The 21,861-nt window shown below is 46.9% G+C and carries 22 protein-coding genes; 5 read left to right on the top strand and 17 right to left on the bottom strand.

The annotated features are described in order from the left end of the window. Positions 1–58: 58 nt before the first annotated feature. The 3 genes from NOC_RS02730 to NOC_RS02720 all read right to left on the bottom strand — a co-directional run bounded on the left by NOC_RS02730 (position 59) and on the right by NOC_RS02720 (position 2,983). On the bottom strand, positions 59–1,201 hold the full coding sequence (locus NOC_RS02730) for a hypothetical protein (protein ID WP_002812656.1): 1,143 nt from the start codon (positions 1,199–1,201) through the stop codon (positions 59–61). Between the two features lie 106 nt (positions 1,202–1,307). Next, a complete protein-coding gene (locus NOC_RS02725) occupies positions 1,308–1,619 on the bottom strand; it encodes a hypothetical protein (RefSeq protein ID WP_011330365.1) in 312 nt (103 codons plus the stop codon). A gap of 284 nt (positions 1,620–1,903) precedes the next feature. Next, positions 1,904–2,983, bottom strand: coding sequence for an AI-2E family transporter (locus NOC_RS02720; protein ID WP_002814257.1), 1,080 nt, complete (start codon positions 2,981–2,983; stop codon positions 1,904–1,906). A 718-nt stretch (positions 2,984–3,701) separates the two neighbouring features. On the opposite strand from NOC_RS02720, the gene NOC_RS02715 reads away from it, so the two are divergent. Further along, a complete protein-coding gene (locus NOC_RS02715; protein WP_002812797.1) occupies positions 3,702–4,577 on the top strand; it encodes a LysM peptidoglycan-binding domain-containing protein in 876 nt (291 codons plus the stop codon). A gap of 152 nt (positions 4,578–4,729) precedes the next feature. Then, positions 4,730–4,906, top strand: coding sequence for a hypothetical protein (locus NOC_RS17630; protein WP_002812986.1), 177 nt, complete (start codon positions 4,730–4,732; stop codon positions 4,904–4,906). A 716-nt stretch (positions 4,907–5,622) separates the two neighbouring features. Here NOC_RS17630 and NOC_RS02710 read toward each other — a convergent pair. From NOC_RS02710 to NOC_RS02700, 3 genes are all read right to left on the bottom strand, one after another. Continuing rightward, positions 5,623–7,620, bottom strand: a complete 1,998-nt coding sequence (locus NOC_RS02710) for an AsmA family protein (RefSeq protein ID WP_002813808.1) — start codon at positions 7,618–7,620, stop codon at positions 5,623–5,625. A gap of 376 nt (positions 7,621–7,996) precedes the next feature. Continuing rightward, positions 7,997–9,400, bottom strand: coding sequence for a cytochrome b6 (locus NOC_RS02705; protein ID WP_011330364.1), 1,404 nt, complete (start codon positions 9,398–9,400; stop codon positions 7,997–7,999). 217 nt (positions 9,401–9,617) lie between these two features. After that, a complete protein-coding gene (locus NOC_RS02700) occupies positions 9,618–10,142 on the bottom strand; it encodes a hypothetical protein (RefSeq protein ID WP_011330363.1) in 525 nt (174 codons plus the stop codon). 403 nt (positions 10,143–10,545) lie between these two features. Between NOC_RS02700 and NOC_RS02695 the strand changes: the two genes are divergently transcribed. Then, entirely contained in the window at positions 10,546–11,022 is a 477-nt protein-coding gene (locus tag NOC_RS02695) for a PRC-barrel domain-containing protein (RefSeq protein WP_011330362.1), read from the top strand. A 107-nt stretch (positions 11,023–11,129) separates the two neighbouring features. Here the strand turns inward: NOC_RS02695 and NOC_RS02690 are convergent, their stop codons facing one another. Then, positions 11,130–11,843, bottom strand: coding sequence for a hypothetical protein (locus NOC_RS02690; RefSeq protein ID WP_011330361.1), 714 nt, complete (start codon positions 11,841–11,843; stop codon positions 11,130–11,132). Positions 11,844–12,541: 698 nt separating this feature from the next. On the opposite strand from NOC_RS02690, the gene NOC_RS16635 reads away from it, so the two are divergent. Beyond that, positions 12,542–12,712, top strand: coding sequence for a DUF1328 domain-containing protein (locus tag NOC_RS16635; protein WP_002813183.1), 171 nt, complete (start codon positions 12,542–12,544; stop codon positions 12,710–12,712). Between the two features lie 139 nt (positions 12,713–12,851). On the opposite strand, the gene NOC_RS17250 is transcribed toward NOC_RS16635, so the two are convergent. Continuing rightward, positions 12,852–13,046, bottom strand: coding sequence for a hypothetical protein (locus tag NOC_RS17250; protein WP_036497909.1), 195 nt, complete (start codon positions 13,044–13,046; stop codon positions 12,852–12,854). Beyond that, positions 13,043–13,510 (bottom strand): hypothetical protein, encoded by a 468-nt coding sequence (locus NOC_RS02680; RefSeq protein WP_011330360.1) that lies wholly within the window; start codon positions 13,508–13,510, stop codon positions 13,043–13,045. The genes NOC_RS17250 and NOC_RS02680 overlap by 4 nt, the downstream gene beginning before the upstream one ends. Before the next feature lie 743 nt (positions 13,511–14,253). Between NOC_RS02680 and NOC_RS16630 the strand changes: the two genes are divergently transcribed. Further along, positions 14,254–14,424, top strand: a complete 171-nt coding sequence (locus NOC_RS16630) for a DUF1328 domain-containing protein (protein WP_002812759.1) — start codon at positions 14,254–14,256, stop codon at positions 14,422–14,424. Between the two features lie 124 nt (positions 14,425–14,548). Here the strand turns inward: NOC_RS16630 and NOC_RS02670 are convergent, their stop codons facing one another. Genes NOC_RS02670 through NOC_RS02635 form a run of 8 tightly spaced genes read right to left on the bottom strand, consistent with a single transcriptional unit; the run spans position 14,549 to position 21,855 of the window. Further along, a complete protein-coding gene (locus NOC_RS02670; RefSeq protein ID WP_002813628.1) occupies positions 14,549–15,961 on the bottom strand; it encodes an NADH-quinone oxidoreductase subunit N in 1,413 nt (470 codons plus the stop codon). Further along, complete coding sequence (locus tag NOC_RS02665) at positions 15,958–17,433, bottom strand: complex I subunit 4 family protein (RefSeq protein WP_002813626.1); 1,476 nt, start codon at positions 17,431–17,433, stop codon at positions 15,958–15,960. The genes NOC_RS02670 and NOC_RS02665 overlap by 4 nt, the downstream gene beginning before the upstream one ends. A 22-nt stretch (positions 17,434–17,455) precedes the next feature. Further along, a complete protein-coding gene (locus NOC_RS02660) occupies positions 17,456–17,791 on the bottom strand; it encodes a hypothetical protein (protein ID WP_011330359.1) in 336 nt (111 codons plus the stop codon). Then, complete coding sequence (locus tag NOC_RS02655; RefSeq protein WP_002813042.1) at positions 17,775–19,421, bottom strand: NADH-quinone oxidoreductase subunit 5 family protein; 1,647 nt, start codon at positions 19,419–19,421, stop codon at positions 17,775–17,777. Before NOC_RS02655 ends, NOC_RS02660 begins: the two co-directional genes overlap by 17 nt. Before the next feature lie 51 nt (positions 19,422–19,472). Further along, positions 19,473–19,787: an NADH-quinone oxidoreductase subunit NuoK gene (gene nuoK / locus NOC_RS02650; protein WP_002812748.1), complete on the bottom strand. Its 315-nt coding sequence runs from the start codon at positions 19,785–19,787 to the stop codon at positions 19,473–19,475. Positions 19,788–19,815: 28 nt separating this feature from the next. After that, a complete protein-coding gene (locus NOC_RS02645) occupies positions 19,816–20,655 on the bottom strand; it encodes an NADH-quinone oxidoreductase subunit J family protein (protein ID WP_244860013.1) in 840 nt (279 codons plus the stop codon). Further along, on the bottom strand, positions 20,615–21,538 hold the full coding sequence (locus NOC_RS02640; protein WP_002814134.1) for a complex I subunit 1/NuoH family protein: 924 nt from the start codon (positions 21,536–21,538) through the stop codon (positions 20,615–20,617). The genes NOC_RS02645 and NOC_RS02640 overlap by 41 nt, the downstream gene beginning before the upstream one ends. After that, positions 21,538–21,855: an NADH-quinone oxidoreductase subunit A gene (locus NOC_RS02635; protein WP_002813249.1), complete on the bottom strand. Its 318-nt coding sequence runs from the start codon at positions 21,853–21,855 to the stop codon at positions 21,538–21,540. The genes NOC_RS02640 and NOC_RS02635 overlap by 1 nt, the downstream gene beginning before the upstream one ends. Positions 21,856–21,861: the final 6 nt, after the last annotated feature.

The following is a 21,861-nucleotide window of genomic DNA, read 5'->3' as shown; positions in this document are numbered from 1 at the left end:
TTTTGTAGGAACAAAACTGCTATCCATCATGGCGAAACTCCAATCTCTCAAGCTTTCTTCAGAATGCGGCCTCATGGTAAAGAATTTCCTGGGGTGTTTCTTTCTTTATGAGTTCTGCCCCCATCTGGCCCAGGGATAAACCCACGCTGAGGCCAATCACAAGAAGCAGGATCGCGTATGGCCAGGACCATCCATTGCTGAAGCACAAGGGGAGGAGAAAAATAATGGCCCCTAAGATGGCGCCGACTATTGCAATCTTATAGCTATAATCGCTAAGGAAATAGCGTAACTCATCCCACCAAGAAATTGATGTTGAAGCTGAGGAAAACTCGCTAGAAAGACTTTTTTGTAGGGTTTCTAGCCGTTCCCACTGCTCTTTTTTGGAGATTCCCAATTCTTCTTGGGGCGCATGTTCTATTACCTTTTTCATATACCGTATTCTCGAACTCACTCGTTCGGGAGCCTTGGAATGCAAGGCTTGGATTTTTTTTTGTATTTCTTGGAAACGGGACGATTTATCTTTTGTTGCTAAAAATGCTTTCAATTGAGATTCAATCTCATAGGTAGCCACATCTCCAGAATGAGCCCTTATCAATTCAGCTGGATGTACCAAGAGCATCGGGTTATGTTCTACTTCTTTTACAGCAATCACATTCCCCACGCTTAGCCCGCCACCAATAGTAAGAGGCGCCCAGATGAGTACATCAATACCCATTTTCCGAAGATGCTCTAACTCTAGTCTATCTTCTCGAATGGCTCTAAAGATAACGATGAGCAAGCCAATAAGGGCGCCCAGTGCTATTGCCGTCCAGGCGATTGTACCGCGCCTGCGTTTAATTTCTTTATTCCAAGACTCAATGTGAGAATTAATTTCTTCTTCAAGGAGAAGCGCCCGTTGAAGGGTTTGCAACTGGGATAAATCACATATGATTCGGAGATAAGCTTTTAATTCCTTTACTTTCTGGACGAAGCCTTCCCTGCTTTCAGTAGTTTTGACAATTCGTTGTACGATTTGATGAGCTTTTAGAACCAGCGGCTTGCTCATATTTTGCTTGATTGTGAGAAAATGATTCACCTGCTGGTAAAAATCAGGAGGAAGGGTTTTAGTAGAAGCAATGAGCAAGGCAGGAATAAAAACTAATACTAGCAGAGAAACATAACGAATTATTTTTTGGTGCGTAATCTTCTTCTGTACATGCATTATCGTTGCTAAATGCAGCGTTCCCTTTATTAAGCAAAGGTCTCCCCGCTTAGCGGACAGACCTTTGCTGCTTATATCTAGGCTAAGAAAGAAAATAAAGGTCTAGTTAATCAGGATAATTTCCCCGGCTACGAGAGGTAGGCTCTTCCTGCCCTTCCATGCCCTTATGCTGGCCCTTGTCCATGCCTTCCATGCCCTTATGCTGGCCTTTATCCATGCCTTCCATGCCCTTATGCTGGCCCTTGTCCATGCCTTCCATACCCTTATGTTGCTGGCCCTTGTCCATGCCTTCCATGCCCTTATGCTGGCCTTTATCCATGCCTTCCATGCCCTTATGCTGCTCCGCGGATAGTACTGTGCTTGCTAGCATAAGCGATAAAGCAACGGCGGAAATTAAAAGCGAATTTATCTTTTTCATGAGCTGATTCCTCATTTTCATCAGTTAGCAATATACCTTCTATAGCTTCCGCTATTTGGAATTAAAGGATTGCAATTCCCTTAAAGGTTCTAATCTTTTTACTGATCTTCAAATTCCTCCTTTTCCTTGACCTCAAAGTGATTGAACTCAATCACGAGCATCCTTTTTAAGGATATTCACTCTAGAAGGATAATTCTATACAGGTAAACCCTTAGTTAAGAGAACTGGCAAAACCAGAAATCATAGGGATAACTTAATGAAAGAAAGCAACTACTATTGCTAAGTCATTCCGCCTGGGAATAAAGATTAGTAAATACTTTTCCATAGATATCAAGCACAGTGATTAGTAAGGCAGCAATAATAGGACCTACAATAACACCCACCATTCCGAACATAAGAATACCACCCAAAGTAGCTAGCAAAATCAGCAAATCAGGCATTTTGGCCTCGCTGCCCACAATTCGAGGACGCAGGATGTTATCCACCAAGCCTACGATAATTATCCCCCATAACGTCATCCCAATGGCCCAACCTATTTGATCCGTAGCTATCAAATAAATTACCGCTGGAATCCAAACAACGGGGGCACCGAGCCCGGGAACCGCAGAAAGCACTACCGTGATGGTACCCCAAAAGATAGCCCCTTTAATCCCAGCTACCCAGAAGGCGAGCCCTACTAGGATTCCCTGTAATACCCCAATGATGAGAATACTCTTTAAGGTCGCCTTTGTAACTGAAAGTCCTTTTTCAAGAATATGGGAACGGTCTTTTTCAGTAAGGGGAAGATAACGTATTAAGTTAATAAGCGAATCCGGCCCCCATATAAAAAAGAAGAACATGGCATATAACATAATGAAAAAATTTACTATGAAACCGATCGTGCCTTGGGTGGCCTTAGAAATTCCACTTGCGATAAACGCGCCTGCATTACCGGCAAACTCCCCTACTTTAGCTAAAATCCGCGTTCTATAAGGCTCAAGCTGATCAGCAAACGGCAGCCACTGTGGAAATTCGTGGAGGGGGGAGGCGTTCTGATCAGGAATTTTTTTCTCTATCCAGGGGGCAATGCTATTGCTAATTTGAATTGCTTCGGCAGCTACGGCGCCGAGCAAACCTAGCAACGGCAGGCCTATCATTAGAATAGCTAACAGGATCGTAGTCATTGACGACAGCACCTGTCTGCCATTAAATTTCTTTAAAATCCAAGCATAAACAGGATACAACAGGGCTGTGAAAATAATCGCTAAAAGAATGGCAATAAGGTACTCATGAATCATCACTAAAAATACTGCCAGAATGGATACCAACAGTATCATAATAAAGTTTTTTCGATAGCGATTCTGTGCTTCATCTAGTTGGATCATATCTTTTTTCCTATCTCAAAAATTAGCTTGGGTCATTTAAATCATTGCTCAATAATTTACGAGCTTTTATCCTTTATATAGTCTAGACTTTTATTCTCTAGCCGGTATTAGATAACTCAATGGATAGGGTTTTTAGGGCTCTAGATCAGAGAATAAACAGCATTTCTCTTGAACAGGTAGGCTGGCAAGCGTTTCATGCAGTAAGACAAGTACCGGTGGTGGCCAGGTCTCTTCCGGGATCAGGAATAGCCCTTTCTCTCAAAAGCGTCGGTTGGAGTGAATACTGCGTGTATACATAGAAACAGGGATTGATAGATCCCTATTAATAGGGCGTGAGAATTTAAATCCTGGCGCATCCAGTGCCAATGCAGCTCCTCTTCCACCCAGATACCTGGGTCCGGGGTATCGCTGAGGATGAAGATATTAATTACCGGATGATTCGCCCATAGCGTATATATCTTGCATCTAGCAAGTCCAAATTTATTACTGGTTACCTATCTGAGAAGCCAAATCTATTTAATATTTTCAACTCGGATGGTTTTTAGCACCATCAAAAATGTAACTCACTAACTTCCGACACATTTATCAGGCTCAAGGACTGCTCACTATTAAGGGCCTGCATCTCGCACCTAAAAAAATCTTAACTGCAAAAACAGTTTGATTGTACTATAAATTTATTACGTCTCAATAGAATATTAAAAAAATAGGGAAGATAAAAATGAAAGTCTATTTATCTCTTATTTCTACTTTAACTGACTTAAAAAACACTATTGGAATAAGTATGGCCCATTCTAGACCCAACATTCATGGCCACTACCGCCGGTCCACCCCTAAATCCTTTGTGTACGGACCCGCTAAAAGCCACGGTGGAATTTTATCCATAGTCATTGTGCTCTTATTGATTGTAGTATTAGCAACAGGTGCGGTGTGGGTATACCTTGGACGCCAGGATGAAGAAGTAAAGGTGAGCAACAAGGATAATGATGCACTCGTTCCACAAGTAAGTGCAACTAAATCCACGGAACCCGGATCTACTGAACTAGCTGCGGACGATCAAAAATATAAATCAGTTCCTAAAGAAAAGAAAACCACGCCAGAAGATGAAAAGGACGAATTTGCCGCGATTTTAGAGGAATTAAATAGGGAGGAAGAGAAGGCTGAATTCGAGAAATCCAGAGAGTCTTCTCCACAGCTAGCGCGGGAGGATAAGATGCCTGCCCAGGCACCCCCTGAACAGGCCGACACCCCAAATAAGGAAGACACATTTGAACAAACCTCCAAGGAACCTTACGAGAGAGGAAAAGTTCCAACAGCGGAAGAGCTGGGGAACACGGACTCTTCCCGCTCTAAATCTACCAAACTTCCTCCCATTCAATCAGAACAACCCAAACCTTCGGGAAAAGGCCAGGAAGGAGAAGGAATTAACTCAAAATTAATCACTGTTCAACAGGGTGATTCTCTCTCTACTATTGCCGCGAGAGTCTACGACGATGCCAATAAATGGCGCTTGATTTACAAGGCAAACAAGGACAAGATCAAAAATCCCAACCAATTATCGGTGGGGACTAAGCTAACCATTCCTGCGTCGAAATAATAAGGAGGTTGCAAATAAGGAAGAAATTTATAAAGATGGCCAGTCTATTTATAATTAGCTTGAAATATTTAAAAAATAAACTATTGTTCTTTAGAAACTCGTAGTAATAAACTAATCTTTTAAACCCCTATGAAATAGAGAGGATCATAAAAATGATGAAAATTAAGCTTGTAATCATTGCCCTACTTCTTTCGGGAAGTGCTTGGCTAAGCGGCTGTGAACAAGAGGGACCGGCTGAGCGTGCGGGTGAGAATATAGACCAAACGATGGAAGATGCAGGTGATCGCATGGAGGATGCAGGTGATCGCATGGAAGACGCTACCGATTGACGAATAAAAGGTAATTTAATCAATATTATGGAATTCTCATCCCAATAAGCGTTCACGATGCTGCCAAGGGTGAGTGAAGATAGATAGATAGAACAAACAGCCCAATGTGGACAGCATTGGGCTGTTTCATCATGTTTATTTTTTTCTGCCGGTACATTCTTAGCAGCGCGGTCCGCTAACCGGTATCTATAGCAATAATACATTGCCTAAAGCTTCAGCAGACCAAGGCCCAAAATTAAGAGGCAGCGCAAAGATACAATTACTATACAAAATAAGCGTGCTACAAGATAGAGGGTTCAGATGTACCCATGAACATTTTTACCGACGCACCTCTTCTGCTCTTGGGTACCCTTGCAGTAACCCTATGGACGATACGGCAATTATCCCGCCTGCCCTATTCATTCTTATACCAAAAGAATTAGTAAACCTCAGTAATCGAACAGGCACAATACTGGCATATTTTTCCTCTTGTTAACTGCTCCCTAAGAAACCTCTGCTCTCATGCAACTCCAGCAAACGCTTTACTCTGAAAAATTACTTCACCATGCTTCCCTAGTTCTAAAATTGAGTGAAAGGAAAATTTAAATGTCCCATAACTAAACCTGGGGTAGGCCACGCAGTCACACAGCTAGAGGAGGAAATGCCAGCCCCGTGCTACTCCCCTTCCAAACACGCTTGAGAAGCATCGCCCGCCGCCTGCGCGCCTTATCGGGGGGTTACTGGTGTTTTTCCACCGTGTCTGCTTTTTTCTGGATACGAGCAATATCGTCCATAAATTTCTTACAACCCGTTAATTCTTCACTTTCGCTATTTTCGCTAAAGATATTTTTAAAACCTTCAGCAATAGGCGTCACAAGCACTTCAGCAGCCACTTCAAGCAATGAATCTTCACCACCAATATCAAGCATAGGATTTAAAAGATCCCCCTCCATAACTATTTTAATGGGCGCTCCCGTTAAAGAGAAATCTTTTGCCCTTGCAACCAACATGTACTTTATTAATTCCTTATCCAGATTCACAACCCCATTACCCACTACGTTGGAATCATCGGTATTGATGAGCAGGGACTCGGTTTCGACGCGTCCTGAATCAATATCAAATAATCCCACCAGGCAGTTCATTTCTGTCTTTGGATTATCAGCCAGCCAAGAAACAAAGGCTTCCGTCACATCAATCTGCAAGGCTTCTACCAGCAAGCTACCGATATAGCCGTCCTCTACTACGAAATTAAGATCCCCACTCAGAGTTGAAGCCATGTCTTGCGGTGAACCACCATTAGCATGCAAGTTAACCACAGCATTAAAATCTCCTCCAATGATGTCATCAATATTAAGCTTATTATCAAGATCGGCTAAGCTTTCAGAGATTTGCTTGAGCTCAAAATTATTAACGTTTAGCCTAAGATCAGCTTCTGTTAAGTTATTCTTTGATTGATCGATCAATCCCTCCAGAGAGATCCCTCCTCCTAACATCCTTACTTTTATTGGATGAAGCGCTAACTGTTTTTCCTTGATCGCAATATTAAGCTTGCCCCCCTGAATAAGTTTATCCCAATCACCGCCAACATATTTATCCACTTTCATATGCAGATAGAGTTCCAGTTTTTCTGGGATAAAAGATTCGAGAGGATCATCATCGAAGAGCTTTTTTTTCTCGCTTTGTTTTTCTTGCGCCTTAACATCAATATCCGTGGTTTCTTCTTCTAGCTCGGCTACGCTTTTCTTAGTTAGGGATCTAAAATCAGGGCTAGACAGCACCGGAAATAGTAAATCGCCTCTAACAAGCGTTCGCTTCTCGTTCGAATCAATCTTCAACGTACCTGTCATTTGACTCTGACCATAGGTAATATCCATCTGATTCACATTTATCAACATCTTCTCTAGATTCGCATCAATAGTGGCAAAACTATCATAAGAGCGAAAATTCTTAATTTTTAAACCAGCCAATTCGGCCAGCTGCAATAATGTTTCTCCGGATCCTTTTACACGGGATTTACCCCTTATCAGATTAAAATCATCGGAAATATCGCCGGTAAAATAAAGTTCTATCGTACCGATATGTCCTGTCAACAGGAGTAGTTTGTCCACATTTTCTGCATTGATTGGCTTTTGGTTAAGTTGAAAACCAATTGGAATGGAATCAACCTTTCCCTGAAAAGAACCTTTCCTTTTAGTAGAATAAAAATTTTGCAGCTGAATATTTTTTGCGAGCAGAGTATGGGTTTCTTTTTTTACCCTACTTTGGTAAGTCACCGTGAAATCGTTTAGCCTAAAATTTCTGATTTTCTCTACTGAAAAATAACCTGGGGGCTTCTTCTCTTCTGGTAAAAAAATATCCCAATTAGTTTTATTCTGTTTTTCAAGCAAGGAAATCCGGCCATCTCTAATTTCCACATCTAGGATGTTGATGTTTCCTAAGATCAACGGAAAAAACTCAAACTGGAAAAAAACTTTACCGATAGTCGCCATATTAGGCTTATCCGCCCATTCTGCATTTTCTAGTTTTATTCCTTTTGCTGTAACGCTGGGTTGCAAGGATAATAAATTTAGCTTGAGCTCGCCAGTTATCTCAAATTCTCTGTCATACTCCTGTTCAATATAGTTAGAAACCCATTTTTTAACCCTATTCTCATCAATCATTACTCCAGCCAGTATCACCAGCAGCAGCAGGGATATCAGGATAATTGCGAATAGGATAAATAATTTTTTTAGCATAAATTCTATTCATTGATTTAAAAATGGCAAATCGCTGGAATAAACCTTTAGTATTTAAAACCCTTGCCAGCCTTTATTTCTCTAGAACTCCCTTCCTGTTTTTTAATAGAATCTCCATAAAGGAGGATGGTTATGACTTCTAGTTGAATAGACTGGGAGGGGGGGGGAATTACTCATAAGTTATGGTTGCTTATTTTTTCTGATGACTTTAAAAAAAGAAAATTTGAATAAAATCGTCAAATTTTATATGTAGGGGAATATCCTTATAGAATAGTCCATCCTCAGAGTATAAAATAATTACTGATTCTTGACTCTCTCTTCTTTAAGCCTGGCCTCTCGCCGGGCTATTTTTTTGACTTTTAATTACTGTTCACTGCTACAGTGTATAGAGATAGGATAATAAATCTTCTTTCTCTTGGGAGGTTAGATCCAATTGCAAAACCAAATTGAAAAATTCTACCGTGTCAGCTAAAGTCAAGAGCCGACCGTCGGCAAGATAAGGGGGTGAGTCCTTGATGCCCCGCAGGGTAAAAGTTTTAATCGGTCCATTGGCCACATTGTACTGGCTATTGATCATTTCCGGCTCGTAGAAACGTTCTAAATGGAGATCATGCATCTGATGATCCAAGAAGGCTGGCGGTATATGGCAAGTGCTACATTTGCCTTTACCAAAAAAAATATTTTCGCCACGCAGTTCTTCCTCCGACGCCTTTTCGGACATCAAACGGCCCGTTGCATCTAATTTTGGCGCCGGTGGAAAATCGAACATATTTTGCATCTGAGCCATCATTGAAACTTGCTCAGTACGATTAGGCAGATGAACCCCTTTTTTTGCTGCAATCACATGATCCCCGTCAAAATAGGCAGTTCGCTGCTCGAATTGAGTAAAATCCTCCACCGATCGCAGGGAACGCTTAGAGCCATGGATCTGCTGGTTGTACATGCCTCGCAGGCTTACCGTATCCAACCGAAACCGATTTTTCTGGGGCCTAGTATCGGGATTAAGATGGAAAGCAGCATTGGTGTGCCCGTTGACATGACAATCGAGGCAGGTAACCCCTAACGTGGGCTCCTTAACTTTCCTATCCTCGGTCTGGTTAAATTCTTGCTGCGGGAAAGGAGTAAGTAATAACCTTAAACCTTCCATTTGAACAGGAGTAATGATTCCATTCAAAAGCCGATAGTAATTTTTGATGGTCAGCACCTCGCCCTGGGAGACATCTCCTAGTGCTGGATGTGTCGTCAAATAGATAGGCGGAGGAAACTCAGGCAAAAAGCGATCGGGTAGATCGAATTCCACATCGAAGCGAGAAAGATCCCGGCTTTCCGCTTTTTGGATAGCCTCGATTTGGTTGGGGGGATAAACTTGACCCCCTACACTATGCTTAGGATGGGGAAGTGGCCGAAAGCCTTTGGGAAATAGATCCCGCTGCTTAATTTCCTGGGCGCTCATCTCAGAAAGCTGTTCCCAGGTAATTCCCTGCGGAAGCTTTACCCGAATTCCTTCCTGCACAGGTTTTCCCGCCGACATGGTAACCGTCTTGGAAGGCTGGTCTTGAAGCTCATAGCGCCGCTCCAAGAGGGATTTATGACGCTTCATGACGTTGGGTTTATCGGCGACATCTTGTTGCTTCACTTCATCGAAACTTTTTTCTACAGCGACTTTTTTATAGCTCGTTGCTTGTTCAGCCGCTAATAGAACGCCGCTACTCCCAGATAAAATTAAGGCTGAGCTTATCACTACCCAATAATTTTTATAAAGACATCTTTTCTTTTCCATGATTGCCCCACAATACTTTTTAAGTAGGAAAAACATTTACCTTAAGGATAATAGCTAAGGAATAGGGAACAGTCTAAGTATTTTGTAAAACAATTAATTTAGAGATAGAGAAGGTTGGAAATAAATAGTCTATTCAAAAGAATAGATAAAACAGGAAATTTACAATCTTCCCCCTGAGGATCCCAGTTAGGATCGCCAGGGGGATTTTTTAAGGAAATTAATCGTCCTGTTTTGTTATTTCAACATGGTCTGCAATAAGAAAAGCCTCCACATCCTCAATTTCACTCTTTATCTCTTCATTCAGAACCCAATTGTATTCACGCTCAATGTCAACAAATTTTACCGCGCGAACCTTCCCGGTAACCGCAACCTCGTCGTCTTCCTGAACATTAAGATTGCCTTTTGGCATCACCACAACTATCTCATCATTGAAAAGCCCACCACTTTCAAGGATAAAGGATCTCTTATCAATCCTTTCTTCTACTTCACCGGAAACAGTAACTTTCTGACCATCGTAGCGTTCTATATTATCCAGTAGCTCTTCCACGTCTTCTACCGTCTGGGATTGCCCACCTGCTTGCTGCCCGCCCATCTGAGAGGATGGGTCAACACCTGAAGAGGGCGAGGCAGTCGTCTGGGCGACACCCATGGCAGGTAGCGACATAAGCGCGGCGCTCACCATAGCGGCTATAGCCATTTTAGTCATAGTGCTTATGCTTAATTTACAAAAAAGTTTGCTCATATTTGTCTCCTTTACTTGTCATAAAGTTTAGTTTGTGGAACGTCTCTCTACCATGCGTAACTATAAACAGAACTCTTTCATCAAAATCGCTCTAAACTAAACTATAGAACGATTTCTAGAATTGTCTAGTCATAGAATATTTTAAGATGAAATTATTTTTTCTTAATACTAAGTACAAATATAATTTGTAATTATTACGTCACCAAGAAGATTTTACACAAACAAAAGTGCGGTTGCTTGCGAAACAAAATAAAAGAGAAGCGAGCTAAGCCAAGGAAAAACCTGCTTCAGTCATTGTTTTATTTCACTTACGCGATAGCTAATATTATCGGCATATTTTTTGCTTCAAATATTAAGGCACGTGATAGACGTGAAATAAATTATTAACCTTTGGAGGAAAACTATGAATACCCCTATAACTACCCCCGGCAGCGATCAACCTCGAGTCATTGGAGGCGAAGACAATACTAGCGGACCTGGTCCCTACCTCATGACCGCAAACTCTCTGGAAAATAATGAGGTATTCAACCTGGAAGGAGAGGAGTTAGGTAAAATCAAGGACATCATGATAGATGTACCTAAAGGCCGCGTAGCCTATGCGGTGTTATCCTTTGGGGGAATCCTCGGCGTGGGAGATAAATTATTTGCCGTGCCCTGGAGTGCTTTGACTTTGGACGCGGATGAGAAGTGTTTTGTATTAAGAGTTAATAAAGAAGTCCTTGAAAACGACCCCGGCTTTGATAAAGACCACTGGCCATCAATGGCTGATCAACGCTGGGCTAGCGACGTACACAGCCGTTATGGAGCCCGCCCTTATTGGGTCCCTAAGGATTATTGGCCTACCAAACGTGTTCGCCAGGGACGGCAAACACGAATGTGAGAGAACATTCCACTTTCCTATATTTCTTTAAAGAAGTGGGGCTTCGGTCTTTTATTTTTCCTAATCTCTCTCTGCCGTTTTTGTTTCAAAAGGGCTCTAAGGAGGTTTTACTGTACGTTGAATGGAATCCGGACTTCCCCAAAAAATCGATTGCTCTGGGCACTGCTCAAGTCGGCCCGGAAGGTCACACGTGACTGGTCATCCGATACGCGTTCGAAATAAAGATAGCCTTCAATGCGGCCTCCAACATCCAGCACACCTTCCGGCAATGCCCGTTTGAACATTTCTTGAGTCGGTAAGGGGATGTTTATCCAGTAAGCATTGTAGGTATCATAGTAGAATGGGTCGTAAGCAAATGTGCCGCGATAAGCCGTCATAGCAGGATAGATGTTGGCGTAGAACGGGGCAACTGTAAAAGCATGGTATACGAAATGGGGTTCGGTTATCGCCGTATAGCCAGTGTCGATTACAGGCTCCGGAATAGAGCCCACAATTCTATACAACGGCAAGGCAGCGTAGCGCGTGCCGTCATCGGCAATGAGGGCGAAATCATTGTAACGCAAGCGCAGCGCCGTCTCGCTTTTGTTGTCGATGACTACCCGCACCGGCGTCACTTCATTTTGGATGGGCTGGGGACCGGGCCATTGGTCGGTCTGTACGATTACCTGGACTCCTTTCACCTGGCTGACAGCAGCTTCCTCTAAGTGCGCCACCACATTTGCTGTGGAGGCTGGCTTTAAATTAGCTGCTGGCGGCGTGCAGCCGACAATAAATAGTATAAGGGGAGTAAACTTAGTGAGCATCTTATTGAATTGCTTCATAACGACTTTCTCCTATATATCTGCAGGGCGGTTGCTACTATAAAAATAATTACTGGCATGACCGCGTATTTAAATACATAGATAGAAGTAAATGTTTTAGTCATACCTGCCATTCGATGCTTATTAGGTTAGCTATAACTTTTCTGCGCCTCCTCTCTTCAGTAGCCCTTATTTTATTCGGCTTTGTAAGTGGCACAGCCACGTTAGTTAGCGGCTGGTATGGCACTTTGTCAGTACCTAGGACAAACAACGCAACGATAAGCAGAAAGATGGCAATAATGTTGACGGCACTGGAGCAATAAGTTTGCCGGTCAGAATTTTTCTAATTTTAATGCCTCTTAGAGTTAGCTATTTTTTACCTTCCAACATGCGATTTGGTTTAAATCAATTTTAGATACCTAAAGAAAATTCTTCCAAGGTCTTAATTTAAAATTCTAACCAATAACGATGGGAATGGCCTTTGGCGTCCTTGACATATTACTAACCACGTCCCTTCCCATCGGAATACGGGTACTGATACAGATGCTTTATGTGAAAGATATATTAAAATTTATCTTAACGGAAAACAGTACAAATCGCTATTGGAATGATATAAGGACGCAAGCCTGAAATAGATTATATTTAAAAACTTATGTACTTCCAAAAAATCTGAACTATACTTTTATTTCATAATTAACTAATTGCATTAGGAGGAAAAAATGTTCGGATGGGCAGTAACTTTTTTAATTGTTGCACTCGTAGCAGCTCTCCTTGGTTTCACTGGGATAGCCGGTATAGCGACAGAGATTGCATGGATTTTATTTGTGGTAGGAATTATTTTATTTGTGGTTTTCTTGGTTTTAGGACGACGAGGACGGCCTCCTCTCTAGAGCGGATATGGCTTCGCTCAGGACCGGTAGACAAGGATGTCTCCGGTTTGTAAGTTGGACGCTTCAGACATGCAATGAGATAGGAGATAGCACGGTTAGCTTAGCAGCGATTATACAAGGAATTATTTATTCCATTAATTCAAGCAATACCAGCAACGGTCCAGGCCAGATCCCCAAGCCGAGAATTCCCAACACACATCCCCTGTAGACAGTAAGGTAACCGCTCCTGGTGGGCATGGTAAATATAGATAGGAGAGAGTAAAGATACATCTCGGCGAGAAGTAAAAAGCCCCATAGCCACTTTCATGGCTATGGGGCTTTTTATTTTAATCAATCATCCTTCTCGGTTATCTCAATGCTATCCGCGATAAGGAAAGCTTCTATATTTTCAAGCTCTATCTTAATCTGGGGATCTAAGTCCCAGCCGTATTCACGCTCGATATCAACCAGGGCCACCGCGCGCACTGTCCCTGTCACAGTCACCTCGTAGTCTTCCTTAACCATCAAATTACCGGCAGGTTTCAAGACTACCATTTCATCCTCAAAAAGCCCCCCGCTTTCAAGAATGAAAGCTTTTTCATCAATGACTTCTTCCACCTCACCGGAAACACTCACTTTTTTACCATCATACCGAACCACATTATCCAGCAGGGCTTCTACATCTTCTAGTTGCTGGGGTTGAGCCCCCGTCTGAGCGGAACTCATAGCGGGAACCGCCGCCAATGCAGCACTTGCCATTACTAGCACCGCCATTTTGACGAGCATATCAAAATTTATTTTATCCAAAGACGCCACCATATTAATCTCCTTAAAAAATAGGTTAACAAAAAATTTAGCTAAATTTATGAGCACTTCTTTATAAGAAATTTTTGTGCCAATCACTCTACTAAGTACAGGCACCTTGTATAGACTATAGAACAGCTTTTGTAATAATCTAGTTTTTCAAAAAAATAATTCTACCCTGCTAGGCTCTGGCCGGAAATTTATAACTATTCGGTTATTGATAAAATTCTATCGAGAAAGCCCACATAATTTCCATCCTAGGTTAGGCCGTTAAAATATTATTCAAGGCTATATTACAAATCAATCATACTCCCGCATCTGATCGTCCTGGCCTCTTTATTTAAGCAGCACGGCCTACTTTCAATTATAAGGAGCTTTAATCCCTAATCCAGTTCTCTCCTTTTGCAAAGTAAGCAAGGAGGAGGACAGAATTCAACTCTTCTCTCTCGCCAGCATGGCAGAGCTGGTGACGACTTGCACGCGAGTACCTTTCCTAGCAATAAACGCGCAGCCACGGTTATTTCAGAAAAACCCCGTAACCCGCGCCTGATAGTGATTCCTGTCTCTGGGATCTCCATACACTCAGAATTTTTCCAAAAGTATAAATCCTATAGCGAACAAAAAGTATTATTGAAAGGCGAAGGTAAAAGTTAAATACCGCTTATATTTTTAAACGTATGTTCTTATGATTTTATACTCTCTAAAAATCTTGAACTATACTTTTATTTCGTAAATATAGAATACACGAGGAGGAAAAAATGTTCGGATGGGCAGTAACTTTTTTGATTATCGCGCTTATAGCAGCGCTCTTTGGCTTTACAGGATTGGCAGGAGTGGCTACCCACATTGCGTGGATTCTATTTGTGGTAGGGCTTATTTTATTTGTGGTTTTCTTGCTTTTAGGACGGCGGGGGCGGCCTCCTCTCTAGAGCGGATATGGCTTCACTCAGAACCGGTAGACAAGGATGTCTCCGGTTTGTGAGTTGAACGCTTCAGACATGCAATGGGTGGGGATAGCACGGTTAGCTTAGCAGCGATTATACAAGGAATTATTTATCCCATTAATTCAAGCAATACCAGCAACGGTCCAGGCCAGATCCCCAAGCCGAGAATGCCCAACACACACCCGCTGTAAACAATAAGGTAACCGCCTCCTGTAGGCATAGAATAAGTGCGGACAGGAGAGTAAAGATATATCTCGGCAATAATCTTGACATAATAATAGAGCGCCAGGGTCATATTAATCGCCGCGATAACGGCAAGCCATATCATTTCCCCGTCAAGCACTGCTTCTAGCAAAAAAACTTTGCCGGCAAAACCGGCCAGGGGCGGGATGCCTGCCAGCGACAACAGGCATAGGGCCAACACCCCGGCTCCCATAGGCGCGCGTTGACTTAAGCCACGAAGCGCTTCATACGAATCGCTGCCTGCCGCGCGTTCCAAATGAGCGCCCACTGCAAATGCGCCCAGGGTCATAAACAAATAAGCAGCGAAGTAATAACCAATGGCCGCCAAAGCCTCCGGCGCCCGTTCAGCCACGGCTACCGCCATGAGAAGATATCCGGCGTGGGCGATGCTCGACCAGGCCAGCAAGCGTTTAAGATGATTCTGCCCCAGGGCGACGACATTACCCAGCGTCATGGTCATGGCGGCGCCTATAGCGAGCCAGAGGGGCCATCCCACCATTTCACCGGGCATTCCTTCCAGCATAAAACGCAGCAGGGCCGCTATGCCAGCCGCTTTGGGCACAACGGCAAGAAAGCCGGCCACTGGCGCCGTCGCGCCGGAAAATACATCCGGAGCCCACACATGAAAGGGCGCCAACGTAATCTCAAAGCCATAACCAACGAGAATCAAAATCAGGGCCAAGGTCACCCACAGCCCATCAGCGTCCTGCAAATCCGATCCAATCACTTGCAAATTAAGACTACCCGTCAAGCCGTAAAAGAAAGTCAGCCCATAGGCCATGGTGGCTAAGGTGACCCCCGCATAAATAAAATATTTAAGGGCGGCTTCTAAGGCAGGCCGGTGGTGACGCTCAAGGGCGGCCAGCACATAGCCCGCCATGCTCATCATCTGAAAGAAAAGCACGATTAACCCCAGATCCCGGCTAGAAGCCAACCCCACGGCGCCCAAAGTGGCGAAAATCACCGCGACCGCTGCCGGGGCCTGCTGGGAGTGGCCGCGGAAATATATCATGAGCAGCGCCACCGTAAGCAGACTGCTTAATTCAATAATTAGCTTGAAAAAATGGGCGAAACCATCAATGGCGTAACTACCGTGAAAGGCCGTCACCGGCTGCCAGGGAAGCATTCTGGCAGTCGCCACCAGGCAGGCAAGCAGACCCAGCAGGGCCATTAGCCCTGGCAGCATCCGCCATTTACCCCGCACCCAGCCGGCAAGGGGGACCAATAGCAAGCATGACCCCCCCAGGATAAGCTCGGGGATGAGCGCCCAAAGTTTCATCCTGCCGCCAAACTCCGGACGGTCTCTTGAATCACCCCCAGCAACCCTGCCGGCAACAGCCCCAGCCACAGGGATAACATTACTAAACTGCCCATGACCGCCAGCTTTCGTCCCTCCGGCTCCTTCATAGCCCCTGTCCCCGTACGGGGCTCGCCCCATAGCACCGAGATCACGATACGCAGATATAAGCCCGTGGTGATCACTAACGCCACCAGGGCCACCCCGGCGATCCAGAGATTCCAGGAAACGGCCGCTCCTAATACTTGAAATTCTCCAATAAATCCCGAAAGCCCGGGTAATCCTAGGGAGCCGAACACCAGCACGCCGGTCAGCAAGGAAAAAGCGGAAGCTTGCCGGGAGAGTCCCCTAAGCCGGCCCATCTCCCGCGTCCCCGTTTGATCTTGAATCATTCCCACAGCGAAAAACATCCCCCCCGTCAACAAGCCATGGCTGATAATCTGATAAATACCGCCATTTAAGGCTAACTCTTGGGTGCCGGCGGTGGGCGCCAACACAGCTAAGGCCCCCGCCAACATGATATATCCCATATGATTGATGGAGGTATAAGCAATAAGACGCTTTAAATCCTGCTGGGCTAGCGCGGCTAGTGACCCATAGACGAGGGAAACCAAGGCCAGCGCCAGCAAAAGCCAAGCATAATCAAACACCACCTGCGGCATAATGGGCAGCATGATGGCGAGCAGGCCATAAGCGCCCATCTTGAGTTGAATGCCAGCAAGCATCACGCTGCCTTCGGTGGGCGCTTCCACGTGGGCATCGGGCAGCCAGTTATGAAGGGGCACGGTGGGCAGTTTCACGCCAAAGCCGATGAGCATCCCGAGCATGACCCAGCCGCCAGCCCCGCCCGCCTGGGCCAGGGGTTGAGCCTCAATGATAGCAGGCAGGGAAAAGGTATGGGGCTCCATCAACAGATACAACGCCAAAAAGCTTAGCAGCATCGCCAAACTGGCGGCCCGGGTATAAAGAAAAAATTTCATGGCGGCGTAGCGGCGATTGTCGTGGCCCCAGATGCCGATAATGAAATACATGGGCACTAGGCCCACTTCAAAGAAAAGATAAAACAGCAGCAAATCCTGGGCGGCGAAGACCCCCAGCAAACCGGTTGCCATTAGCAGGAAAAGCGCGGCATGGCCCTTGGGGCGATTGTCATTTCGCAGCACATAGACCATCACGGTGACCAGCAACCATGCTGTCAGTAAAATCAGCGCCAGCGAAAAGCCATTGACGCCTACATCGTAGGCCGCATTGACGGGAGGGATCCAAGGCAGCCTAGTGCGCCACTGCAATCCTGGCCTGCCGGTATCAAACCCAGCCAGTAATCCCAAGGCGGCGGCAAAGGTCAGCACCGCACCCGCCAATGCGACCCAGCGAATCAGAAAGGGGCGTGAACGGGGCAGGATTAACACTACCAAGGCCGTGATTAAAGGTAAAAAAATAGTCAGGCTCAGCATAGTAAATAGGATACCTTGCGGTTTAATAGCCTCTTTCCAGCAATAGCCAAACCATGACAATCCCTACCCCTATCAGCAGAATAAAAGCAAACACGCTCAAGGTATAAAGATAAAGTTTGCCGCTCTGCGATAGGCGCAGCTTTTGCCCGGCCCACTGGAAAAACCCCGCCAGGCGGTCATGACCCACCCCCCATATTTGCGACTCAAAGCTTGCCGTTGCCCGACCAACCGTCATAATCGCGCCGCTGCTAGCGTGGGCGCCGGCATTGAAAAATCTTTCATACAACAGAACACCCTGGGCCAAAAACAACGCTCCCCGGCAAAAAAATCGTCCTGTTTTATCAAGGCCCTGTTCCAATTGGCCTCCTATCCGATTGGCGACTAACTCTATCTATTCCAGTGGGGAAAGATCGCGCTGCTCCATCAAAGCCCCGTTCCAACCAGACCAGCACCAGCGCGCCGGCTTTAGCAGCACGGGCAACCCCAGAGACTAAACCATGGATGATAACGACCAGCCTGCTAGGCCAACCGCCCAGGGCGGGCGCTGGCCCCCAGTGGTAAACCCGCCATGCGCCCACTCCTAATCCCACCAGGCTTGCCAGAATGGCACTCAGGGTCCAGGCCCCAGTCAGGGTCGCGCTGCCGGCCTCGAAGGACAACATGGACTCGATGGGGGTTTTAATGATCGCTCCCAACCCGGCGGCGGCAAGGGCCAAACCCAGGGCAGGTCCAACTAGGGGCGCCGATTCTCGCCGATTCGCTGGCATGACCGCCTGGGGCGCTAACCCGAAAGTGGCCATAGCGGCCCGGCCTATATAGATTCCAGCCAGTAAAATCAGCACCAGCATGAAAACTCCCCAAGCGGTATGGACGGAAACGGCCTGCCTTAGCAGTTCCTCCTCACTCCAATAGCCCGATAACAAGGGAAAGCCCGCCAACGCCAAGGCAGAAGCAATAAAGGCGCCCGCCGTCCACGGCAAGCGCTTTCCCAACCCGCCAAGCTGACGCAGATCCCGGGTGCCGGTGGCCCGCTCCAGGGCGCCAACGCTGAGAAAAAGCGCCGATTTGAAAGTGGCATGGACGGTCAAATGAAAAGCGGCGCCCAATGGCCCTCCGAGCCCCAGTGCAAGCATCATTTCGCCCAGCTGGGAGACGGTGGACCAGGCAAGAAGGCGCTTTAAATCATATTGGGCGGTCGCCACCAAGGCGGCGATCAGGGCGGTGAAGGCGCCAACCCACAACACCACTGCTAACGCTAAGGGGGCATGCTCAAACAAGGGAAATAACCGCAACACCAAAAACACCCCAGCGGCGGCCATGGTGGCCGAATGAATCAAGGCTGATACCGGCGTCGGAGCCGCCATCGCTTCGGGAAGCCAAGCAGTCAAGGGTAATTGAGCGCTTTTTCCTATAGCCGCCAGAAAAAACAACAGAGCCAGCAGATTGAGCGTCCCAGCGGTAAAAGCTCCATCCTCCACCTGCTGAAAAAAAGGCGGTAACTGGGTGGTGCCGGTGATCATCAGCATCCACAGCCAACCAAGCAGTAGGCCCATGTCCCCCAGCCGGGTCATGAGCAGGGCCTTGAAGGCGGCTTGCCGGGCCTTGGCTTGCCCGTGGTGCTGGCCAATTAATACAAAAGAGGCCAGCCCTACTCCTTCCCAGGCGATAAATAGCAATAGCAATGACTGACTCAGCACCAAGGCGAGCATCATCCCTACAAAAAAGCTCAGCCACGCAAAAAACCGCTGGCGGCCCGCCTCATCGGCCATGTAGGGTACCGAATAAACGGCCACGGGCAATGCAATCCAGGCAACCAGCGTGGCCATCCACCAACCCAGCCTATCGGCCGCCAGACTCACCGTCAGCTCAAAGGGGCCCACCGTGAACCAGGTCAACGCCACCTCGGCATCGGCGCCGGATAAGGGCAACACCGCCAGGGCGGAGATAAAAATCCCTCCGACGGCAAGTCCACTCCCACGGCCTGGCAATCAGCGCCGCCATGGCCAAGGGAGCTAGGGGCACTGCCAGTAGTAACACCCTCATCCCTTTAACTCTTTATATTTATCCACCTGCACGGTCTGGTGGCGGCGATATAACAACATCATGATTGCCAACCCGATGGCCATTTCGATCGCCCCAATGGTCACGATAATGATCACGAAAATTTGGCCGGAATAATCCTGGGGAGCGGTGAACCGCCAAAAAGCCACCAGGTTCAATCCCGTCGCATTCAGCAGCAGCTCAATTCCCATCAGCACCATCACCGCGGTGCGTTGGGCGATGACGGCATATAGCCCAATGGCGAAAAGAACAGCCGCCACCAGCAAGAAGGCGGTTAAGGGAATAGCGATCATGGGGCCATCTTTAAGGACAGCATAAATTTTATTTTTCCCTATCGCGATCCAGCCCTAAGGGTTTAAGTGGATCGGTTTTCACCGGGGCGGGCGCATCCTCTACCGCGGCCCGGAGTTCCTCCCGGTGGGCCGAGTCAGGATATTTGCCAGGGCGTTGCAGCAGAACGGCGCCGAAAATACCCAGTAGAATAAGCAGCCCCGCGCCTTCAAAAGCGATCATGTATTTATCCATGAGCAAGTGGCCAATACGGCGGGGTGAGTCCGGATCCGGCATTTGCGCCACCACCGCCCAATGGGGCCGCCACAGCAGCAGCGCGATCAGTAAAACGCCGATACCTAGCGCCAGCCCAGCGGCCCCCCGCTTAGCAGGGGTAAACATGGACATGTCGTTACTCTCCTCCTTCTCCCCTTCCTCTTGGTGGCTGTCCCTGGCCTGATCACGCTGGTCTTCTTCCTTATCCGAGGAATCATTAGCGTTATTCCCATCCGTTCCGGATGGGGAGCGGGCCAAACCCAGGCTAAAGAACCACTCAGGACCCCGAAGCCGCATATGAGTGCTCATCATCCCACCGCCGGGATCGCCGCTGAACAGCAGCATGAACAGAATCATCACCAACATACCGCCGATGTACATCATGATCTGCAACAGGGCCAGCAAGTCCGCAAGCAATAAAATAAACAATCCCGCCACCCCAATAAATGAAGCCATCAGAAAAATACCGCTGCGAAACATGCTCATGGTCGTAGCCATGCCCAAGGCTCCGGCGATGCTGATAAAAGCGAAGATCCCAAAGGCGGCCCATTGCAGCACCGGACTCACTTCCATCTCAGTGGCCTCCTCCAGGAGAAAAGGGGTCTTGACCGGCACCCAACAAAATTAATCCGCCCACTAGCAGCACGTTCAATAAACCTACCGGGATAAGTACTTTCCATGACAGGCTGAGCATTTCAGCCACGCTCAATAACCGCACCTGGCGCCCCAACCAAATCATGAGGACCATTAGCCCCACGGTCTTGATGACCATCCAAACCGGCCCTGGCAGGAACGGCCCGCTATAGCCGCCGAGAAAAATGACTGCTCCCATGGCGGCGACCACAAAAAGCACCCCTGACAAGGCGAGCCGCCAGAGCAAACCCTTCCAGCCGCCAAACACGCTTAGCACACCCCGGCCAATGGGATCGGCAAAGGGTTCCAGAAAAGGCGCCCGATACACTTGCATCAATCCCGATATCACATAAAGAATAAAACCAATTGGCTGGGGGATGAGATACCAAAGCTGGGCGTTGGCCTGCGCCTCAACAATGTGGACCGTCGATAAGGAGCGGGCCATCATAATCGGACCGATAATCGCTAGCCCGAGGGGAATCACATAGGCAATCAATTGGGCGATAGCCCGATAACAGGATTCAACACTATCGGGGGTGTTGGCACCCCATCCGCCCAAGGCAATACCCAGCACTACGAAATCAACCACAACGATGAAATAAAAAAGCCCGATATTGACATCATTGCCTACCAGGGAAGGACTAAAGGGAATGCAGACCATGGCCCAGCTCACGCCCATACACGCGATTACCGGCCCGGCGTAATAGAGCCAGGGATCGGGCTGAGTTAACCGCACATCGGCGGCAATTTTCACGGGACTTGCCGGTCCCCGCTCGCCGTTAGCGCCAAGCCACTTAGGCTCCAGCCAGGCCGTAAGCCCTACCCCCGCCAAGAGCGCGGCCACGGTGGCTAATACGCTTGTCATCACTCCCATTTCAATCCGCCCATTCCCCACACATAAGTAATGCCACCGCCCAGCAACGCAATAAATACCAGCATATCGAGAAACGCTTTCAATCCAATCTCTGCAAAGACTACCGCCCAGGGATACATAAAAATCATTTCCATATCGAAGGCCACAAAAATAAGCGAATAAGTGGCAAAACCGAAACGGTATTTCTTCCAAGAATCGGGCGCCCGCAATGGCCTGGAGGGAGGACGCCAGAAAGCTGCCGCGAGCAATGACAACCCCAATACAGATAATCCAACAAGCGCCACAATGGCGTAAGTCTGCAAAATCATTTTTGT

This window comes from Nitrosococcus oceani ATCC 19707, assembly GCF_000012805.1.
Taxonomy (GTDB): domain Bacteria; phylum Pseudomonadota; class Gammaproteobacteria; order Nitrosococcales; family Nitrosococcaceae; genus Nitrosococcus; species Nitrosococcus oceani.
The sequence above is the reverse complement of the archived record's forward strand: the minus strand, read 5'-3'. Positions and strand labels throughout refer to the sequence as shown.